The sequence below is a fragment of the Faecalicatena contorta genome, from assembly GCF_022835095.1.
GTDB lineage: Bacteria > Bacillota > Clostridia > Lachnospirales > Lachnospiraceae > Faecalicatena > Faecalicatena contorta.
Map to the genome: position 1 here is coordinate 1,036,417 of NZ_BQNQ01000001.1, position 17,453 is coordinate 1,053,869.

17 protein-coding genes are annotated in these 17,453 nt (G+C 46.2%); 15 read left to right on the plus strand and 2 right to left on the minus strand.

What is annotated here, in order from left to right:
* The first annotated feature begins 19 nt into the window (after window positions 1-19).
* The 10 genes from MWG26_RS04720 (at window position 20) to MWG26_RS04765 (ending at window position 12,532) form a co-directional block, all read left to right on the plus strand.
* Complete coding sequence (locus tag MWG26_RS04720; RefSeq protein WP_025654915.1) at window positions 20-904, plus strand: carbohydrate ABC transporter permease; 885 nt, start codon at window positions 20-22, stop codon at window positions 902-904.
* A 170-nt stretch (window positions 905-1,074) separates the two neighbouring features.
* The gene (locus MWG26_RS04725; RefSeq protein WP_244062698.1) at window positions 1,075-1,731 is read left to right on the plus strand and encodes a carbohydrate ABC transporter permease; all 657 of its coding nucleotides are present in this window, start codon (window positions 1,075-1,077) and stop codon (window positions 1,729-1,731) included.
* A 19-nt stretch (window positions 1,732-1,750) separates the two neighbouring features.
* Window positions 1,751-4,009 carry a glycoside hydrolase family 65 protein gene (locus tag MWG26_RS04730; protein ID WP_117441042.1) on the plus strand — a complete coding sequence of 753 codons (2,259 nt, stop codon included), beginning with the start codon at window positions 1,751-1,753 and terminating at the stop codon, window positions 4,007-4,009.
* A 125-nt stretch (window positions 4,010-4,134) separates the two neighbouring features.
* Window positions 4,135-4,797 (plus strand): beta-phosphoglucomutase, encoded by a 663-nt coding sequence (gene pgmB, locus MWG26_RS04735; RefSeq protein ID WP_025654916.1) that lies wholly within the window; start codon window positions 4,135-4,137, stop codon window positions 4,795-4,797.
* A 259-nt stretch (window positions 4,798-5,056) separates the two neighbouring features.
* Window positions 5,057-6,334: a uroporphyrinogen decarboxylase family protein gene (locus tag MWG26_RS04740; protein WP_181969585.1), complete on the plus strand. Its 1,278-nt coding sequence runs from the start codon at window positions 5,057-5,059 to the stop codon at window positions 6,332-6,334.
* Window positions 6,335-6,346: 12 nt separating this feature from the next.
* A complete protein-coding gene (locus MWG26_RS04745; protein WP_117441040.1) occupies window positions 6,347-7,336 on the plus strand; it encodes an ABC transporter permease in 990 nt (329 codons plus the stop codon).
* 15 nt (window positions 7,337-7,351) lie between these two features.
* Entirely contained in the window at window positions 7,352-8,455 is a 1,104-nt protein-coding gene (locus MWG26_RS04750) for a sugar ABC transporter substrate-binding protein (protein ID WP_025654919.1), read from the plus strand.
* 45 nt (window positions 8,456-8,500) lie between these two features.
* A complete protein-coding gene (locus MWG26_RS04755; protein WP_025654920.1) occupies window positions 8,501-10,033 on the plus strand; it encodes a sugar ABC transporter ATP-binding protein in 1,533 nt (510 codons plus the stop codon).
* A gap of 126 nt (window positions 10,034-10,159) precedes the next feature.
* Window positions 10,160-11,194 (plus strand): NAD(P)-dependent alcohol dehydrogenase, encoded by a 1,035-nt coding sequence (locus tag MWG26_RS04760; protein WP_025654921.1) that lies wholly within the window; start codon window positions 10,160-10,162, stop codon window positions 11,192-11,194.
* A 213-nt stretch (window positions 11,195-11,407) separates the two neighbouring features.
* The gene (locus MWG26_RS04765; RefSeq protein ID WP_025654922.1) at window positions 11,408-12,532 is read left to right on the plus strand and encodes an ROK family protein; all 1,125 of its coding nucleotides are present in this window, start codon (window positions 11,408-11,410) and stop codon (window positions 12,530-12,532) included.
* A 186-nt stretch (window positions 12,533-12,718) separates the two neighbouring features.
* Here the strand turns inward: MWG26_RS04765 and MWG26_RS04770 are convergent, their stop codons facing one another.
* Window positions 12,719-12,994, minus strand: a complete 276-nt coding sequence (locus MWG26_RS04770) for an L-serine ammonia-lyase, iron-sulfur-dependent, subunit alpha (RefSeq protein ID WP_081733044.1) — start codon at window positions 12,992-12,994, stop codon at window positions 12,719-12,721.
* Here MWG26_RS04770 and MWG26_RS04775 point away from each other — a divergent pair.
* Together MWG26_RS04775 and MWG26_RS04780 are read left to right on the plus strand one after the other, a co-directional pair.
* Complete coding sequence (locus MWG26_RS04775) at window positions 12,982-13,209, plus strand: aspartate/glutamate racemase family protein (protein WP_244062699.1); 228 nt, start codon at window positions 12,982-12,984, stop codon at window positions 13,207-13,209. The two genes, MWG26_RS04770 and MWG26_RS04775, sit on opposite strands and share 13 nt — an antisense overlap.
* A 19-nt stretch (window positions 13,210-13,228) precedes the next feature.
* Window positions 13,229-13,468, plus strand: a complete 240-nt coding sequence (locus MWG26_RS04780; protein ID WP_207658941.1) for an aspartate/glutamate racemase family protein — start codon at window positions 13,229-13,231, stop codon at window positions 13,466-13,468.
* A 127-nt stretch (window positions 13,469-13,595) separates the two neighbouring features.
* On the opposite strand, the gene MWG26_RS04785 is transcribed toward MWG26_RS04780, so the two are convergent.
* Complete coding sequence (locus MWG26_RS04785; RefSeq protein ID WP_025654925.1) at window positions 13,596-14,357, minus strand: 4Fe-4S binding protein; 762 nt, start codon at window positions 14,355-14,357, stop codon at window positions 13,596-13,598.
* A 310-nt stretch (window positions 14,358-14,667) separates the two neighbouring features.
* Here MWG26_RS04785 and MWG26_RS04790 point away from each other — a divergent pair, with 310 nt between their 5' ends.
* The 3 genes from MWG26_RS04790 (at window position 14,668) to MWG26_RS04800 (ending at window position 17,412) form a co-directional block, all read left to right on the plus strand.
* On the plus strand, window positions 14,668-15,702 hold the full coding sequence (locus tag MWG26_RS04790; RefSeq protein ID WP_025654926.1) for a cell wall hydrolase: 1,035 nt from the start codon (window positions 14,668-14,670) through the stop codon (window positions 15,700-15,702).
* 254 nt (window positions 15,703-15,956) lie between these two features.
* On the plus strand, window positions 15,957-16,853 hold the full coding sequence (locus MWG26_RS04795; protein ID WP_025654927.1) for a helix-turn-helix transcriptional regulator: 897 nt from the start codon (window positions 15,957-15,959) through the stop codon (window positions 16,851-16,853).
* Window positions 16,854-17,022: 169 nt separating this feature from the next.
* Window positions 17,023-17,412 carry an RrF2 family transcriptional regulator gene (locus MWG26_RS04800; protein WP_025654928.1) on the plus strand — a complete coding sequence of 130 codons (390 nt, stop codon included), beginning with the start codon at window positions 17,023-17,025 and terminating at the stop codon, window positions 17,410-17,412.
* The last annotated feature ends 41 nt before the right edge of the window (window positions 17,413-17,453 follow it).

Genomic DNA, 17,453 nt, shown 5'->3' on the forward strand with positions numbered 1-17,453 from the left:
TTATGCCAGGGAGGTAAATATGGCTAAGAAGAAAAAAGTAAAAAGAATGGGCTGGTATGCGTTGTTTGTGCTTCCGCTGCTATTTATCTTCACAACGGTAGTGCTGATACCATTTGTTATTGGGATCGGATACGCATTCTTTTCCTGGGACGGGCTGCCCTTAAACCCGAAGGTCTTTGTGGGACTCGATAATTTTGTGCAGCTGTTCTCAGATCAGCGTTTTTTAAACAGTGCAGTTCATACCATAGTATTCACACTGCTGGCCATTGCTGCTATTAATATACTGGGGCTTGGATTTGCCTTAATGGTGACCACGAAGCTGAAAGTCAGAAATATTGCAAGGACTATGCTGTTTATGCCTTACCTAATCGGCGGGCTGATTCTGGGATATATCTGGAAATTCGTCCTGGGAGATGCATTGTCGTATATCGGCGAACTTACCGGATGGGGCGGTATTTTTACCAATTGGCTGTTAGACGGGAAATGGGCGCTGGCCGCCATGGTTGTGGTTGCGACCTGGCAGATGGCCGGCTATATTATGATTATTTATATTACCGGAATACAGGCAATACCGGATGATGTGATTGAGGCCGCTCAGGTAGACGGGGCGGGCTTCTGGCAGTGCCTGTTTAAAATTAAATTTCCGTTGCTGATGCCTTCCTTTACCATATGTTTGTTTATGACATTGTCCAACTGTCTGAAGATATTTGACGTGAATCTGTCTCTGACGGGGGGCGGCCCCCAGAATGCCACTGAAATGTTTGCCATGAATATTTATAATGAAATCTTTTCTTTGAATAATTATGGATACGGGCAGGCGAAAGCAATTGTGTTCTTTGTGGTGGTTGCTCTGGTTACTCTGATTCAAGTATCCATAACGAAAAAGCGGGAGGTGGAGATGTAATGTAAAAGTTTTTGGTTAATACACTCGTACTCCTTTTATGCGCGGTTTTTCTATTTCCCATTTATCTGGTCGTGGTGAATTCATTTAAAAACCGCTCGGAGCTATATGCAAACATTATGGCTCTGCCAGGTGAATTCACCTTTGAATACTACGAAAAAGCCATGGCTAAAATGAATTTTTTTCGAGCGTTTGGAAATTCGCTGATTGTAACAATTGTATCTACCTTGCTGATTGTGCTTCTTGCCTCTATGACGGCATGGATGCTGGTGCGTGTGAACAATCTGCTTAGTAAAATCATCTTCAACCTTTTGATAGCAACTATGCTGATTCCCTTCCAGACGCTGATGATGCCTTTACTGCAGGAAATGGGCTGGATACGGGATAACCTGCATATACCTGTGCTTGATACGCTGGGAGGGCTGATCTACATGAATGTGGGATTTGGGGCCAGCATGGCAGTATTTTTATATCATGGCTTTGTAAAATCAATCCCTGTTTCGCTGGAAGAAGCGGCACAGATTGACGGCTGCAGCAGACTGGGGATCTTTTTCAAAATTGTGTTTCCCATGCTAAAGCCGACTACTGTAACAGTGGCGATTCTGGATGTTATCTGGATCTGGAACGACTACCTGCTGCCTGCGCTGGTGCTGTCCAGTAAAGCAAACCGTACCATACCACTGTCCACGGCAGCCTTTTTCGGACAATTTACCATACAGTGGAATATGGCTATGGCAGGTTTGACACTGACAATCATTCCGGTTATCATCTTTTATCTCTGTGCCCAGAAACATATTGTTAAGGGCGTGGTGGCAGGAGCAGTAAAATAGAAAGTTAGGCGGTGTAAAGATGCGGCATTTATATAAAGCGGACTTTAAAGAGGCGGATAATGAAAAACTGCTGTTGCAGGAGACCATATTCCATAATGCAAATGGCTATATTGGAGTCCGGGGATGTCTTGAGGAAGGGACACGAAAAAATTATGACACGATCCGGGGAACCTATATCAACGGATTTTACGATTTTACCAAAATGAATCAGGCCGAAAAATTGTGCGGGCTGGTGGAAGAAAAACAGACGATAGTAAATGTAGCAGATACCCAGACAATACATCTTTGTATTGATGGAGAAATGCTTTCACCTGATACAGGAAAATTCCTGGACGGTGAGAGGGTGCTGGATATGGACGGCGGTTTTACGCTGCGCAGGTTCCGATATGAAACTTCCCGGGGCAAGCAGGCGGTTATAGAGATCAGACGCATGACATCCTTTGCTCTGCCGTCCCTGTTTACGATCGAATATAAGGTAAAGGCGGTAAATTTCAGCGGCCCGGTGGAGTTTATTTCCTGGCACAGCGGAAAGGTACAGAACTACTGCAATCCGGATGATCCCAGAGTGGCGGGAGAAAGCGTCCAGTATCTGCGGACAGAGGCCTGCTTTGAAGAGAATGGGGTATCTTATATTCTTTCCCGTACAATGAATTCCGGTCTCGGGGTATGCAGCGCAGCGGCTCATAAGATCAATGGGATACATGTCAGGGAGAACGGGCATGTGGACATGGAAAAGGGGCAGGCTAAAAAGACCATTCCTGTTTTTCTGGAGACCGGACAGGAGGCGGTACTTGAGAAATACAGTATTTTTACGGATTCCATCCGTAATCCGGACTGTCTGGAAACAGCGAAGCAGAATATGCAGAAGGTTTTGGAGACGGGACTTGCATACTATAACCTGGAGCAGGAACGCTACTTAAAGCATTTCTGGGAGAATTCTGCTTTGGAGATCACGGGAGATGCGGAGCTGTCCAGCGCAGTTCATTATAATTTGTACCAGCTGGTTCAGTCAGTCAGCAAGGATAAGTACGGTAATATTGCGGCAAAAGGATTAAGTGGAGAGGGGTATGAAGGCCACTACTTCTGGGATACGGAAATGTATATACAGCCCTTTTTTGTACTGACAAACCCTGAAATTTCCAGAAACCTGCTGTCATACCGTTATGAGATACTCCGGGAAGCCAGAGAAAATGCCAGGATTTTGGGGCATAAGAAGGGTGCGCTGTATCCTTGGCGTACCATTATGGGGAAGGAATGCTCCGGATACTTTCCTTCGGGCAGTGCACAGTACCATATTAACGGTGATATTGCCTATGCTGCCGCAGCCTATTATCTTGCCACGCAGGATCTGGAATTCATGGCAAAAAAGGGTGCGGAGATCCTTTTTGAGACTGCCAGGCTGTGGATGGATGTCGGGAACTATTATAATGGGACTTTCCAGATCCATACAGTGACAGGACCGGACGAGTACACCTGCCTTGTAAACAATAATTATTATACCAATGTTTCGGCGCAGTACAATCTGCACTGGGCGGTTGCCATATACCAGCTCCTTAAGGAAGCCGGGCTAGAACGGGACGTTGTGGACCGAATCGGCCTGACAGAGGAGGAACTCCGGGAATTCCGGGAGGCGGAGGAGCATATGTACCTTCCTTATGATGAAATCCTAGGGATTAACCCCCAGGATGACTCCTTCCTTTCAAAAGAAGTCTGGGATTTAAAAAATACAAAGGTGGAGGAATTTCCTCTTTTGCTGCATTACCATCCCATGTATCTGTACCGCTATCAGGTATGCAAACAGGCGGATACGGTACTGGCACATTTTATATTTGAGGATGCCCAGAGCCTGGAAACGATTCGGAAGTCTTTTCTGTATTATGAGAAGATTACCACCCATGATTCCTCTCTGTCTACCTGTATATACAGTATTGTGGCTTCCAGACTCGGCATGAGGGAGAAGGCCTACAGTCATTTTGGTGATTCTGCCAAGCTGGATTTGTACAATACACATAAGAATACAAAGGACGGTATCCATACGGCCAATATGGGGGGGACCTATATGGCAATTGTCTATGGTTTTGCAGGACTCAGGCTGAAAGAGACGGGTTTGCACCTTTCTCCTTATCTGCCTGAAAAATGGGACAGCTACCGGTTTTGTTTCCTGTACCACGGGAGCCAGATTGAGGCGGAGACGGATAAAGAAGGCACGCGCCTGGCACTGAAGAGAGGGGCGCCGGTTCAGATCTTTCTATACGGAAAAGCTTATACAGTACGGTAATGCACCTTTTCTATTATTAGATACAGGGCATCTCAAAGTTAAGAAATGCCCATGAACAGCAGGAAAGACAGAGGACTGGTGAATAGGTAAATTTTATAAAGGGACAGATCAGAGGATATTATAATATGGAGCATATTAAAGCGGTTATATTTGATTTAGACGGGGTCATCTGCGATACGGCAAAGTATCACTATCAGGCATGGAAACAACTGGCGGTTAAACTCGGCATTGATTTTACACAGAAAGATAACGAAAGGCTGAAAGGCGTAAGCCGTATGGAGTCGCTGGAAATATTGTTATCCATCGGCGGTTTACAGGCAGGGGAAAGCCAGAAGAGGGAATGGGCAAAACAGAAAAATGAGTGGTACATAAAGTACATATCCGGGATGACAGAAGATGATATATTACCGGGGGTAAACGAATTTATGGAAAAGCTGTGCCTTGCGCGGGTTAAAACGGCCCTTGGTTCCGCAAGTAAAAATGCCGGGATGATATTGGAGCTTTTGAAGATCAGGCAGTATTTCGACTGTGTCGTGGATGGAACAATGGTAAAAAGGGCGAAGCCGGATCCGGAAGTATTTTTAAAAGCAGCAGAAATGCTTGGCGTAATGCCGGAAGTCTGTCTGGTATTTGAAGATGCGGAAGCAGGAGTAGAAGCAGCAAAAAGGGCAGGAATGAAATGCGTGGGAATTGGAAGCGCTGCTGTTCTGGCGGGGGCAGACTGGGTCATAGACGGATTCGGAGACAGCAGGTTGGAAGAGATTTTCAGTTATTTAGCAAAATATTAATTGCAAGCAAAGAGGAAAAGTATAGGACTGCGGCAGAATAGCGGGCAATCAGCTATCTGGCGCAGTCCTGCTTTTAAACGGTAGAATAAGAAAGTGCTGTCCGCTCATCAGCGGACAGCACTTTCTTTTTGGTAGAAATAGCAGAAAAACAAAAGAAAAGATTAGTAAAAAAGACGAATTGACAAAAGTAAAGAAAATCACTATAATACATTTATAAAATAATTTAAACAAAGTATTTTGCTTTATGCGGAGGTGTATAATGAGCGGAACATCGAGAGAAAGATTTCTACAGACAATTAACCACCAGGATCCGGGAGATGTGGTGGTGGATTTGGGCGCTGCTTCTACTACTGGCATTCATGCAGAGGCTCTCTCTAATCTGCGGAGATATCTGGGGTTAAGTCCTAAAAGGGAGCGGATCAGCGAACCCTTTCAGCTCTTAGGCGAGGTGGACGAAGAGATGAGGAAGGCGCTTGGAATTGACATAGTGGGGATCGGCACGAACTGGACCATATATGGATTTGAGAATACAGGGTGGAAAACCTGGCATCTGCCGCAGGGACTGGAGGTGGAGGTGCCGAAAGATTTTGTCTATACGGTGGATCATAAGAATAATACATACATGTACCCGTGTGGAGACATTCATGCAAAACCGGTGGCTAAGCTGCCGGCGGGCGGATATTTTTTCGATAATGTGGATCACACTGCGGGAGAATTTGACGAAGAGACAGCCAGTGCCAGAAAGGACTTTAGAGATGATTATGCGGTTTATACAGACAGCCAGCTCCGGTTCATGGAAGAACAGATAAACTATTATTACAAAAATACAGATTACGCCCTCTTCGGCGCCGCTGCGCTTACGGCTATGGGAGACATGGCCTATATCCCGGGGCCGGCGCAGAAGCTTCCCAGGGGAATCCGTTCCCCGGAGGACTGGCTGGTAGCCCATTACACCGTTCCGGAGTATGTACATGAATGCTATGAGATGCAGTTAGAGACTGCCATGAAAAATGTGAAGCTTTTGAAAGAAGCTGCGGGGAATAAGATCCAGGCTGTGTTCGTCAGCGGAACAGATCTGGGTACACAGAGGTCACAGTACATATCCAATGATATGTACCGGGAGTTTTACCTCCCTTACCATAAAAAACTGAATGACTGGATTCACCAGAACACGGAATGGAAGGTCTTTTTCCACTCATGCGGTGCAATTGAAAAACTGATGCCGGAATTATATGAGGCGGGCGTTGACATACTGAATCCGGTACAATGTTCTGCCGATGGCATGGATCCTGTGATGCTGAAAGAAAAATGGGGAGATAAGTTTGTTTTCTGGGGCGGCGGAGTCGATACACAAAAGACACTGCCGTTCGGAACGCCGGAAGAGGTCTATGCGGAAGTGCTGGAGCGGCTGAAGATCTTTGCACCGGGCGGCGGATTTGTCTTTAATACAATACACAATATCCAGGGGCCAACCAAGCCTGAAAATATTTATGCAATGTTTGAAGCCGTCCGGGACTACAACCGGATGACGAAATAGGGAGGATGGCACATGAATGAGCAGTCAAATGTCCAAAAGAAAGAATCAGTCAATAAGTTTACAAGTACAAGCGAGTTTGGAGTCATAATCGCACTGGCATTATTATGTATTGCGATGTCATTTTTAAGCTCTTACTTTTTAAAAAGCTCTAATATTATAAACATTTTGTATCAGGTTTCCCAATATGCGATTCTGGCAATCGGCATGGGTTTTGTCATACTTACAGGCGGAATCGATCTGTCTGTCGGCTATACTGTGGGTATCTGCGGCTGTATGCTGGCCAGCATGATCAGCAAGGGCGCCAATATGTGGCTGACGCTGATCACCGTGCTGCTGACGGGAATTATAATTGGCGCAGTAAATGGCGTACTGGTTACCTATATGAAGCTGGCCCCTTTTATTGTCACACTGGGAACAGGGAAGATCATGCAGGGGTTGATCTTATTAATCACGAACGGAATGCCGATCAGTGCGGATACCCCCCTGAACTGGCTGGGAAACGGAAAGGTAGGGCAGATCCCGGTCGCGGTTATTATCATGGCGCTGGTAATTATAATTGGAACAGTTTTTTCAAAATACACATTGTCCGGAAGGAATATTTATGCGGTTGGAAATAATGAGAGGTCAGCAAAGATTTCCGGGATCAGGGTGGAGCGCATAAAGGTACTTGTCTATATCATTCAGGGATTTCTGGCAGCCTTATGCGGTATTATTGCGACCGGGAAGCTGAGAAGCGCAGACTCTCAGCTTGGAAACGGTTATGAGATGGATGTCATTGCTGCCGTAGTGATTGGAGGCTTCAGCATGAGCGGAGGTGAAGGGAAAATCTGGAGCGTTATGGTAGGCGCAGCAATTATGGGGGTTCTGAAAAACGCCTTTGTATTATTGGGGCTGCCCTCATACTGGCAGACCGCGAGCATTGGGATCGTAATTATTATTGCGGTGTCAATTGATCCGGTAAAAGCATTTTTTAAACAAAGGAAAATCAACAAAGGAAATTAAAGGGAGGAAGTTTTTATGAAGAAAAGAATGTTAGGATTCATTTTGAGTGCAGCTATGGTAATCTGCCTGTGTGCGGGATGCGGAGCAGATAAGGCGGCAGAGGGAAAGGACACTAAAACAGAGAAAACGGAAGAGACAAAGGAAGAGGCAAAGAAGGACGATGCAGAGGAAGAGGCAGGGGATGACAATATTCTGGACGATGTTGTTGTCGATACTTCCAGAATCACAGTAAAACCGGTGGAAAATACTTCCGGGGATGAGATAAAAATCGCAGCATTATGTGTTCCCTACGGGCCATTCTGGCTGGAGGTAGTAAACGGCATGGAATCTGCAAAGAAATTACTTGCCGATTACAATTGTACGGTAGATCTGATACCCCTGGAATCTCTGGACGGCCAATTGTTCTATGATGCGATCCAGACCTGCATTGTAAAGGAATACGATGTTATCAGTACATTTGGCGTGTCTGATTCGATCTGTCCGATCGTGGATGAGGCAACGGATGCCGGCATCGCAGTCTATTTCTATAATTCCGATACGGCTCAGGAATGTTCAAGGGTAGCCTTTGTGGGACAGGACTTATACGCAGCGGGACAGAAAGCGGCGGATCTGATGGCTGATATTCTCGGTGGAAAAGGTACCGTGGGTATTATAACGGGACTTTTTAGTGTTAACGCCCATGAACTGCGCAGAACGGGAAGCGAAGACCAGTTTAAAGAAAAATATCCGGACATCAAATTACTGGAAACAGTAGAATGCAGCGATAATGACCAGGTAGCCTATAATGTGGCAACAGATCTTCTGACAGGAAACCCGGATCTGAGCGGTATTATCTGTACTGCAAACGGCCAGATCGGAACAGCCCAGGCAATCGAGGATCTGGGGCTGGAAGGGAAAGTAAAAATTGTCTGCTATGACTATATGGATGAAGTCATTGAATTCCTCAGAAAAGGTACAATCAATGCGACGATCAGCCAGGGTCCGTTTGACCAGGGAGCAAACCCGATTGTTTATGGCTACAATCAGGTAATTACAGGGAAACCGGAAGTGGCAGGAAATGTTTTCACTGCTTTAGATGTAATTACACCAGAGAACGTAAACGAATATTTTCCGGAGTAAATAATATGGCAGGTGATAAGAATACTGAAAAGCTGGAGGAGTACAATGGAGCAGAAAGCAATCTATAAAATTCAGAATATCTGCAAGTACTTTCCTGGTGTCAAGGCGTTGGATGACGTCAGTTTTGATATTATGGAGGGGGAGATCCATGCTATAGTTGGAGAAAATGGGGCGGGCAAGTCTACACTGATGAATATCATGTCAGGAGTATACCAGCCTTCATCGGGCAGCCTGATATTTGAGGGGGAAGGCTTGGAACTGAAAAGTGTAAGCCACGCGCAGGACATAGGGATATCCATGATCCATCAGGAACTTTCACTGTCGCCGGCACTGGATATTGCCGAAAATATATTTGCAGGCAGGCTTCCCAAAGGCAAGGCCGGTTTCCTGAACATCCGGAAGCTGTATACCGAGACCGAAGGGGCGCTGAGAGAAGTCGGGCTGGATTATTTGAATGCCCGTACCCTTATCAGGGATATTAGTACATCCCAGCAACAGTTGGTGGAGATTGCAAAAGCGCTGGCACTGAAATCGAAATTGATTATAATGGATGAGCCCACGAGTTCTCTCACGGCCAGTGAGGCAGATTTTCTGGAAAAAATCATACGCGGGCTGAAAAAATCGGGGGTGACAATTCTCTATATTTCACACAAACTCGATGAAATCATGAGGCTGGCTGATAAAATAACTGTACTCAGGGACGGACGCCATATCATTACAGATGACAAAAGCAGCATGACGATTGAAAAGATGATCTCATATATGGTAGGCCGGGAATACAGCCAGATAACAGTGCGGGACAGCTTTATTCAGGATTATGAGAGCCGCAGAGTGATTCTGGATGTAGAGGATCTGTGCGTGGGAAATAAAGTGAAAAATGTCAGCTTCAAGCTCTATGAGGGAGAAATACTGGGGATAACCGGGCTTGTGGGAGCCGGCAGAAGCGAAGTTCTGCAGGCGGTATATGGGGCTGACACAAGACGGAGCGGAACCATAACAATTCAGGGAAAGAAATGTCCTCTGCACAAAACAGGTGAAGCCATCGAACAGGGAATGGGGCTGGTGCCTGAGGGGAGAAAGACCCAGGGACTGTTTTTGAAGCTGAGTGTTCAGGATAACGCAGCGGTAATGTACCTCAGGAAACTAAGGTCAAAGACGGGGCTCCTGAATATAAGGAGATGCAAAAGCCTTACGGAGCAGTATATTAAGAAGCTGAATATCAAAACTCCTTCGCAGGGACAGATCATTGAAAACTTAAGCGGCGGCAATCAGCAGAAGGTTGTGATTGCAAGATGCCTGATGAATAATCCTAAAATACTTTTTATGGATGAACCTACCCAGGGAATCGATATAGGCGCTAAGGAAGAGATCTATCAGATTATGAATGAGCTTGTAAAAGAGGGAGTCAGTATTGTAATGGTGTCATCCGAAATGCAGGAAACCATCTCACTCTGCGACAGAGTTATTGTAATGTATGAGGGGCAGATTACTGGTGAGCTTCTGCATAAGGATGTCAGCGACGAAAAAATTCTTGCCCTGGCATCTGATAAAAAGGTATACCCAAAGGGCACCACGTAATTCATGCCCTTGCGGGCGGGTCTGCAGCACAGCTGCAGAAAAAGGTATACCCAAAGGGCATCCCGTAACTCATGCCCTTCGGGCGGATCTGCAGCTAAGCTGCAGAATAAGGTATAGGAGGTTACTATGAAGGCAGCAGTTATGAAGAAAGTAAAAGAGGTAGTAATTGAAGAGCGGGATATCCCCGAAATCGGGGATAACGAGGTCCTGATTAAAGTGAAGCACTGCGGAGTCTGCGGTTCTGATATCCATTATTATGAACATGGACGGATAGGCGATTTTGTTGTAAACCAGCCGATGGTATTGGGGCATGAGTGTGCGGGAGAAATCTGTAAAGTCGGAGACTCGGTAAAGAATCTTAAAATAGGAGATATTGTGGCAGTGGAGCCGGGATATACATGCGGAAAGTGTGAATACTGCAAAAGCGGTAAATATAATCTGTGCCCTGATGTCGTATTTCTGGCAACTCCTCCCTATGACGGGGCCTTTACAGAATATCTGAAATATCCGGCAGATATGGTTTTTAAGCTTCCGGAGGGCATGGATACAGTAGAGGGCGCGCTGATTGAGCCGTTTTGTGTGGGAATGCATGCAGCGATGCAGGCGGAAGCCAGAGTGGGGCAGACCGCGGTGATTCTGGGAGCAGGCTGCATTGGACTGTGTACGCTGATGGCCTTGTCTACAATGGGCGTGAAACGGGTTTACATGGCGGATATTATTCAGAGCCGTCTTGATATGGCGATGGAATTAGGAGCCGTTAAGGCAATCCGGGCAGATAAAGAGGACGTTGTACAGGAAATCATGGAGGCGACCACAGGCCGAGGCGTCGACCTGGTTTTTGAAACAGCGGGAAGCCAGCAGACCGCGCAGCAGACAGCTGAACTGGCGGCAAGGGGCGGCACTATAGTGATGGTGGGGATGGCAGCAGATCCGGTCTTCCAATATGACTTTGGGAAAATCATGAACAAAGAAGTAAAGCTGCATACTGTATTCCGCTATCGGAATCTGTATGAAGCTGCGATACATACGGTAGCCGACTGCCATCTGCCGATCAAAAAGATTGTAACAAATATGTATGCATTCGAGCAGACAGGACAGGCGCTGGAAGACAGTATCAGTCACAAATCAGAGATGGTAAAATCTGTAATAGAATTTCCATAAGAGAAGGCCGCCGGATCTCCTGCGGCCTTTAACTTAGAGGAAAGCTTCCTAAATCAGCCTCCTAAGCTGCTGATGTTCACACCCTGCGGGCACGCACAGTAACCCGGAGTTAACGAATGACTGGTTCTGCCATGGAATAGGGATTGTATTGAATAAAAAAATATGTTAAAATTAATACATTACTAAAATACTTTTATAAAACAGGAGAATGATATGACGGAAAACATGCTGAATAATATGGATGTAAAGCGCAATAACAGAAGCAGGGTTTATCACCTCCTTTATGAGCACGGTCCGGAATCACTAAAGAATATTGCAGGGATTTTAGACATGAGTATGCCGACACTTTTACAGAATGTAAAAGAACTGAAGGCAGAGAATCTGATCATGGAGTTCGGAGTAAAAGAATCTACAGGAGGGCGCAGGCCAAAAGTTATCGGATGTAATTTTAATGCTAAAATTTCGGTTGGCCTGGATATAACGAGGAATCATGTGGTTTTTATGCTGATCGACCTGAAAGGCAATATCCTTCAATACAGCAGAATCCGTTATACCTTTAAGAATGACAAAGAATACTTTGACAACCTGGTTTTAAAACTGGAAGATTTTTTAGATAACTGCAATGCCTCCCGTGATATGATCCTGGGTGTCGGAATCTCGCTGCCAGGTATTATCGATGCTGACTCACGGTATATGCTGGGAGGAAAGGTGCTTGACTTTGACGGCGGAAATCTCGAAGAATTCCGGAGCCGGATACCTTATCCGTGCCTGTTCAGCAATGATGCCAATGCCGGCGGATTTGCAGAGCTCTGGCGGGCAGGGAACCTGGAAAATGTGATTTACCTTTCCCTGAGCAACACGGTAGGAGGCGCGATTTTGATCAATGGGCAGAATTACTATGGAGAGACCCAAAAAGGCGGAGAATTCGGACATCTCATCATCCAGCCGGGAGGGCGGGAATGTTACTGCGGGCGCAGAGGATGCGTGAACGCATACTGTTCTGCCAATAATCTGCGTTTGGACGGGGAGACTCTGGAAGATTTTTTTGAAATGCTCTCAAAGGGCGGAGAGGTTCAGAAAAAGGTGTGGATTGAATACAGGGAGTATCTGGTGCTCGCGATTTTAAATCTCAGGACTTCCTTTGACTGTGATATCATCCTGGGCGGCTATGTGGGAAGCTTTCTGCGGGATTATGTGGATGAAATCGCGCAGGAGGTACAAAAAAACAGCCTGTTCGGCGAAGATGTAAATTTTATCAAAACATGCCACTATCAATATGAGTCCGCGGCAGTGGGGGCCGCACTGATGCATGTAAAAGAATTTTTGTCGGGGATATAGAGAGGGGAAAGTATGGCCTCAAATGTGCAGGCTGGAAGGGAATTTGGAAAATGCAAAGAATAGAAGACTGCATATAAACATGAAGGAAGGGGTCCGCTTCTGCAGAATCCTTCCTTCATACTATCTGGTAAAATTCTTTTAAACTTATTATGTACGTGGATGTGGCTCCTTTAACCTGACGGCTGTTTATCTTTGGTTATCGCGTATTTCCTGCTCTTTTGCAAGCTGCTTGCCGCATGCTGTTGTACATAGTCCTCCTTTACACGTGCAGCGCAGTTCTCCGGGCAGCTGCTTTCCGACACGAAACATGGTTTCGGCGGCCTGATCCAGCGGGATTAAGGGGTTAAAGCCTCCCATGACCAGGTTTGCGCTCACAACAGCATTGGCTGCGGACAATGCATTCCTGTTGATACACGGGATTTGGACTAAGCCTGCTACGGGATCGCAGATTGTGCCTAATATGGGAGGTTGCTGGTTATGTGGATATCCCGGTCTTCATGTCAAGCCTTTTGCAGGTTCCGATGATACAGCAGACGATTGGTAAGAACAGAAGCGTGGGAATTGTTGCTGCTATGGGCAAATTCCTGACAGAGACACACCTGAAAAATGTAGGCATTGCTCCGGACAGTAATTATTTTATTGCCGGCGCACAGGGAATATGGCTGCACCGAATTTGATAATCTCTGGAATGCACAGGTGCGTAAGGAGGTTCCGGAGGCGTATTACTCAAAAGCAGAGAAGCAGATGATTGAGATGTGCAGGGATCTGGCGGATAAACATCCAGAAATGGGAGCAATTATGCTGGAATGTACGGGTATGCAGCCTTTTGCCAGAGGAATTCAGCGGGAGCTGGACCTGCCGGTATATAGCTGGGGGACACTGCTTGATTATGCTTACTCTGTTGTAAACCATAGAGATTACTATGGGCATGTCTAAGAACACTTCAGGTCAAAAAGAAAGGGATATGTAGAGAAGCAGATGGTGTTAACTGATGCAGAAGCAACCATGCTGCATTTGTAAAATGGCTCAGGGGCAAAGCCCCCGGAGCCATTTTATATACTGATTAAATAAATAATTCGTTTTTCTTCGGTACTTCCAACATTTTTTGCATCTTTTGAACGAGCCCGTTTACCATATCAGGGTTAACCTGCCTTGCATTCTCGGGACAGACCTGGATACACCGCATACAGGAGAAACACTTTTCCGGATCCGTAGTATACGGAGCTTCCGATGAGATGGCCTCTGCCGGACAGGCTTTTACACATATGCCGCAATTACTGCATGCTTTGGTAGTGAAAGGTTTCATCGGCGAACCATTGAATACTTTATAAGGACGGTTTCCCGGTACCTGAATCTCTTCTCCGCCTTTTGGACCGGCTAATTTTTCGGAAAGCTCTTTTGAAAACTCTTCTAATTCTGTTATGTCCTGTTCATCGGGCCTGCCCGCAGCAAACTGGCGCATAATGGAATGTTCCGCGATTGCAGCAACGGCTCCAATGCATCGAAAACCGCAGTCCTTTAAGGTATCGTATAATTCGATAAGCGTATCCTCATAGGCTCTGTTGCCATATACAGCCGCTAGTACCGCCCTTGCTTGATTGCCTTCCAGCTTTTTGATCCGTTCAATCGCAAACGCCGGCACTCTTCCCCCAAAAGCAGGAGCTCCAATAATACACACGTCCTGCTCCGTAAATACAGGCAGCGTGCTGCCGTCATCTGCCTTGCATAACTCGATTTCCCTGTAGCCCTCGAAGGCGCTGGCTAATGCGTTTGTAACCTTTTTGGTTCCCTGTGTGGGGCTGAAGTAAATAGAATATGTACTCATAACAGTATCCTTTCCTTTCTAATCTTTCTGCATAGTTACAAAATCCTTTTTAATAGTATTCTTGTTTCACGTTGTGGTATGTTAACTATTATAAACCTTTCCAATAATCAAAACAACATTGATATGGAACTTCCATATATAAAATCCGAAAAACATCCCGCCCGACATTAAAAATTTTTGCGGCAGCAACCCATAGAAAAACTGCATCCGAAGCACCCCGCTGAAGATTATGGAAAATCTTAAATTGCGAAATATGACATTATATAGTATAATGTCTGAACAGATACTATTCCAGGAGGGAATTAAGATTATGAATTTGTACTTAAGACGAAGGTTACATAAGGGACTTGCAATTGCATGCACACTTGCAGTGGTATGTCCTCTGATCCCTGTCCGGGCAGAAGATTCCGCATCCTTAAGCCAGAAGACCGCTGAGCTGCAGACAGAGCTGGAGGGGATCAACCAGGAGATGCTGTCGATCAGCGATGAGATTCAGTCCATCGAGATGCAGTCAGCCATTATGTCAGGCGAGATCCTCCGTACGGAAGAAGCTCTTTCTAGTGCGAAAGCCAACGAGGAACAGCAGTACGAGGATATGAAAGCGCGCATTAAGTATTTATATGAGACAGGCAATGCGTCCTTGTTAGAATTACTTTTCTCAGCAGAGAGTATGACCGATTTCCTGAACAAAGCGGAATTTATCCAGAATATCAGTGATTATGACAGAGAGATGCTGGAATCCTTAAGCGCAGTCAGGGAAGACATTGCCACAAAGCAGGAGACACTGCAGAACCAGCAGAAAGCATTGGGTGATCTCCAGGGCAGGCTGACAGCCCAGCAGGATGAGTTGAGGATAAAAGCGGAGGCTACGTCAACGGATCTGGAGGCGTATACTGCAAGGCTTCAGCAGGTACGCGCCCAGGAGACGGCGGCACTGGGGTACCCGAGCGGTACGGACGGATCAACCGTGCGTGCAGAGGCGCTTCAGGTATCTGAGGAGGAGGAACGGTTGCTGGCGGCGATTATCGAGTGTGAAGCGTATCAGGATTACAATTCATTGCTGGCGGTTGCCACGGTGATTCTGAACCGGGTGAATGATCCCCGCTTCCCCAATAGTATTACAGAAGTAGTCTATGCATCCAATCAGTTTGAACCGGTAACTAAGGGGAGCCTGGATGCGGCCCTGGATAGAGGTCCGAGGGCGCTTTCCTGTCAGGTGGCAAAAGAAGCGCTGAGCGGAGTCAGGCTGGCAGCGGTGGCGGATTGTTATTATTTCCTCTATGCCGGATCAACGGACAGGCCCGGGGTGAATATCGGCAATAACTTATTCTTCCGGAGCTGGTAATATAACTGAATATAGAAAAGAGATGCCTCAGAGCCATCAAGAAGACTTTGAGGTATTTTTATGCTCAAAATATCAACGTGGATATCTGGGGGATGCAGATATTATTCTGCAGGAAGACGTCTTAATGGATATCTGCTGGTTACAACATATATGAAACTGAAAAAGGCTGTATAAAGTAAAAAACATGTCCGGATTTATCAAGACAGATTCCTTGCAGACACAGTATGATTATGAAGTAAAGGATATAGCATAGTATGGATGAAATTAAGGCAGTAAGACACATGCAGGATTATATAAAGGAACATTTTCAGGAGGAGGACTTTACCGCGGAAAAGGTATGCAGGGCAGCCGGATATTCCAGGCGCCATGCCGACCGTATTTTCAAGCATCAGACTGGCAGGACGCTGCAGGAGTATGTGAATGCGGTATGCCTGACCGAGAGCGCCAACGAACTGGCAGGCACAGGCAACAGTGTGCTTCAGGTTGCGCTGAACAGCCATTTCTCTTCACATGAAGGGTTTACCCGTTCTTTCAGCAGGCGTTTTCACGTAACCCCCTCTGAATACAGGGAAAAGTTGCTCCCTATTCCTCTGTTTGTTCAGTACCCGGTTAACCATTACTATGCATTACTGAAATATAAGGAGGAAACAAATATGAGCAAAGATCTGAGTCTGTGTATGATAACTGCGAAAGAAAGGCCCCAAAGGAAATTGATCTGGCTTCCCTCCCGAAGCGCAGAAGACTATTTCTCTTACTGTGAAGAAATGGGATGTGAGTGGGAAGGGCTGTTGAACAGCATCGATGAGAAATTCGATACAGCCGCCCTGATGGAACTGCCCAATTTTCTGGCAGAGGAAGGTTTTTCAAAAATGGCGGCAGGAATAGAAGTTCCCCTGGACTTTGACAAGCCACTGCCTGCGGAGTACAGAACCGCAGAACTGGAGCCATGTGTTATGCTGTATTTCCAGACCGAACCATACGAGGATGAGGAAGACTTCTGCGCGGCAATCGAGAGTGCATATGCGGCGGTGGGAAGATATAATCCTGAAGTATACGGCTACAGGATGGCCTATGATAAAGCGCCCAGCTTTAATTTTGGAGCTGATACAGGTATGGGGGCAAAACTTTCCGTCCCCGCAGTAAAAATCTGAGGATGCTGCTGCGGATATCGGAGTCAAAAGGAAAGCCGGCATTGCAAGCGGGAGCGTGCCGGAAGGGGAACAGCAGCTAGTTCCCTTTCCGGCCGCTTTTTCTCTGATTTTAATCTTGACATTTTTGGTCCAGTATGGTAGTCTAGCACTATAGAAAAGAGGTGTTGCGATGCTTATCACAAAGGAAGCTGATTATGCGATTCGTATTATGCGTTCTCTGAAGGATAAGGAGAAGCATACAGTAAAGGATATATGCCAGGCCGAGGAAGTGCCGGAGTCATTTGCATACAAGATTATCGGCAAGCTGCAGAGGGCCGGATATATTATCGTGGAGCGGGGCGTGGCCGGAGGGTGCCGGCTGGCGGTAGAATTGAAAGCCCTTACGCTCTATGATGTGGTGACCGCAGTGGATGAGGAACCTATGATTACGCCGTGTATGAGCCAGTCATGCAGCAGGAACGAAGGCGGAGATGCCTGCAGAGTACATGCGGAACTGAAAAAAGTGCAGAAAGTACTCGTTGATGCACTCAAATCCACCACATTGTATGATTTGTTCTGATCCATCATATAACGAAGAGTCTTTAGATGTACTCTGAAAAA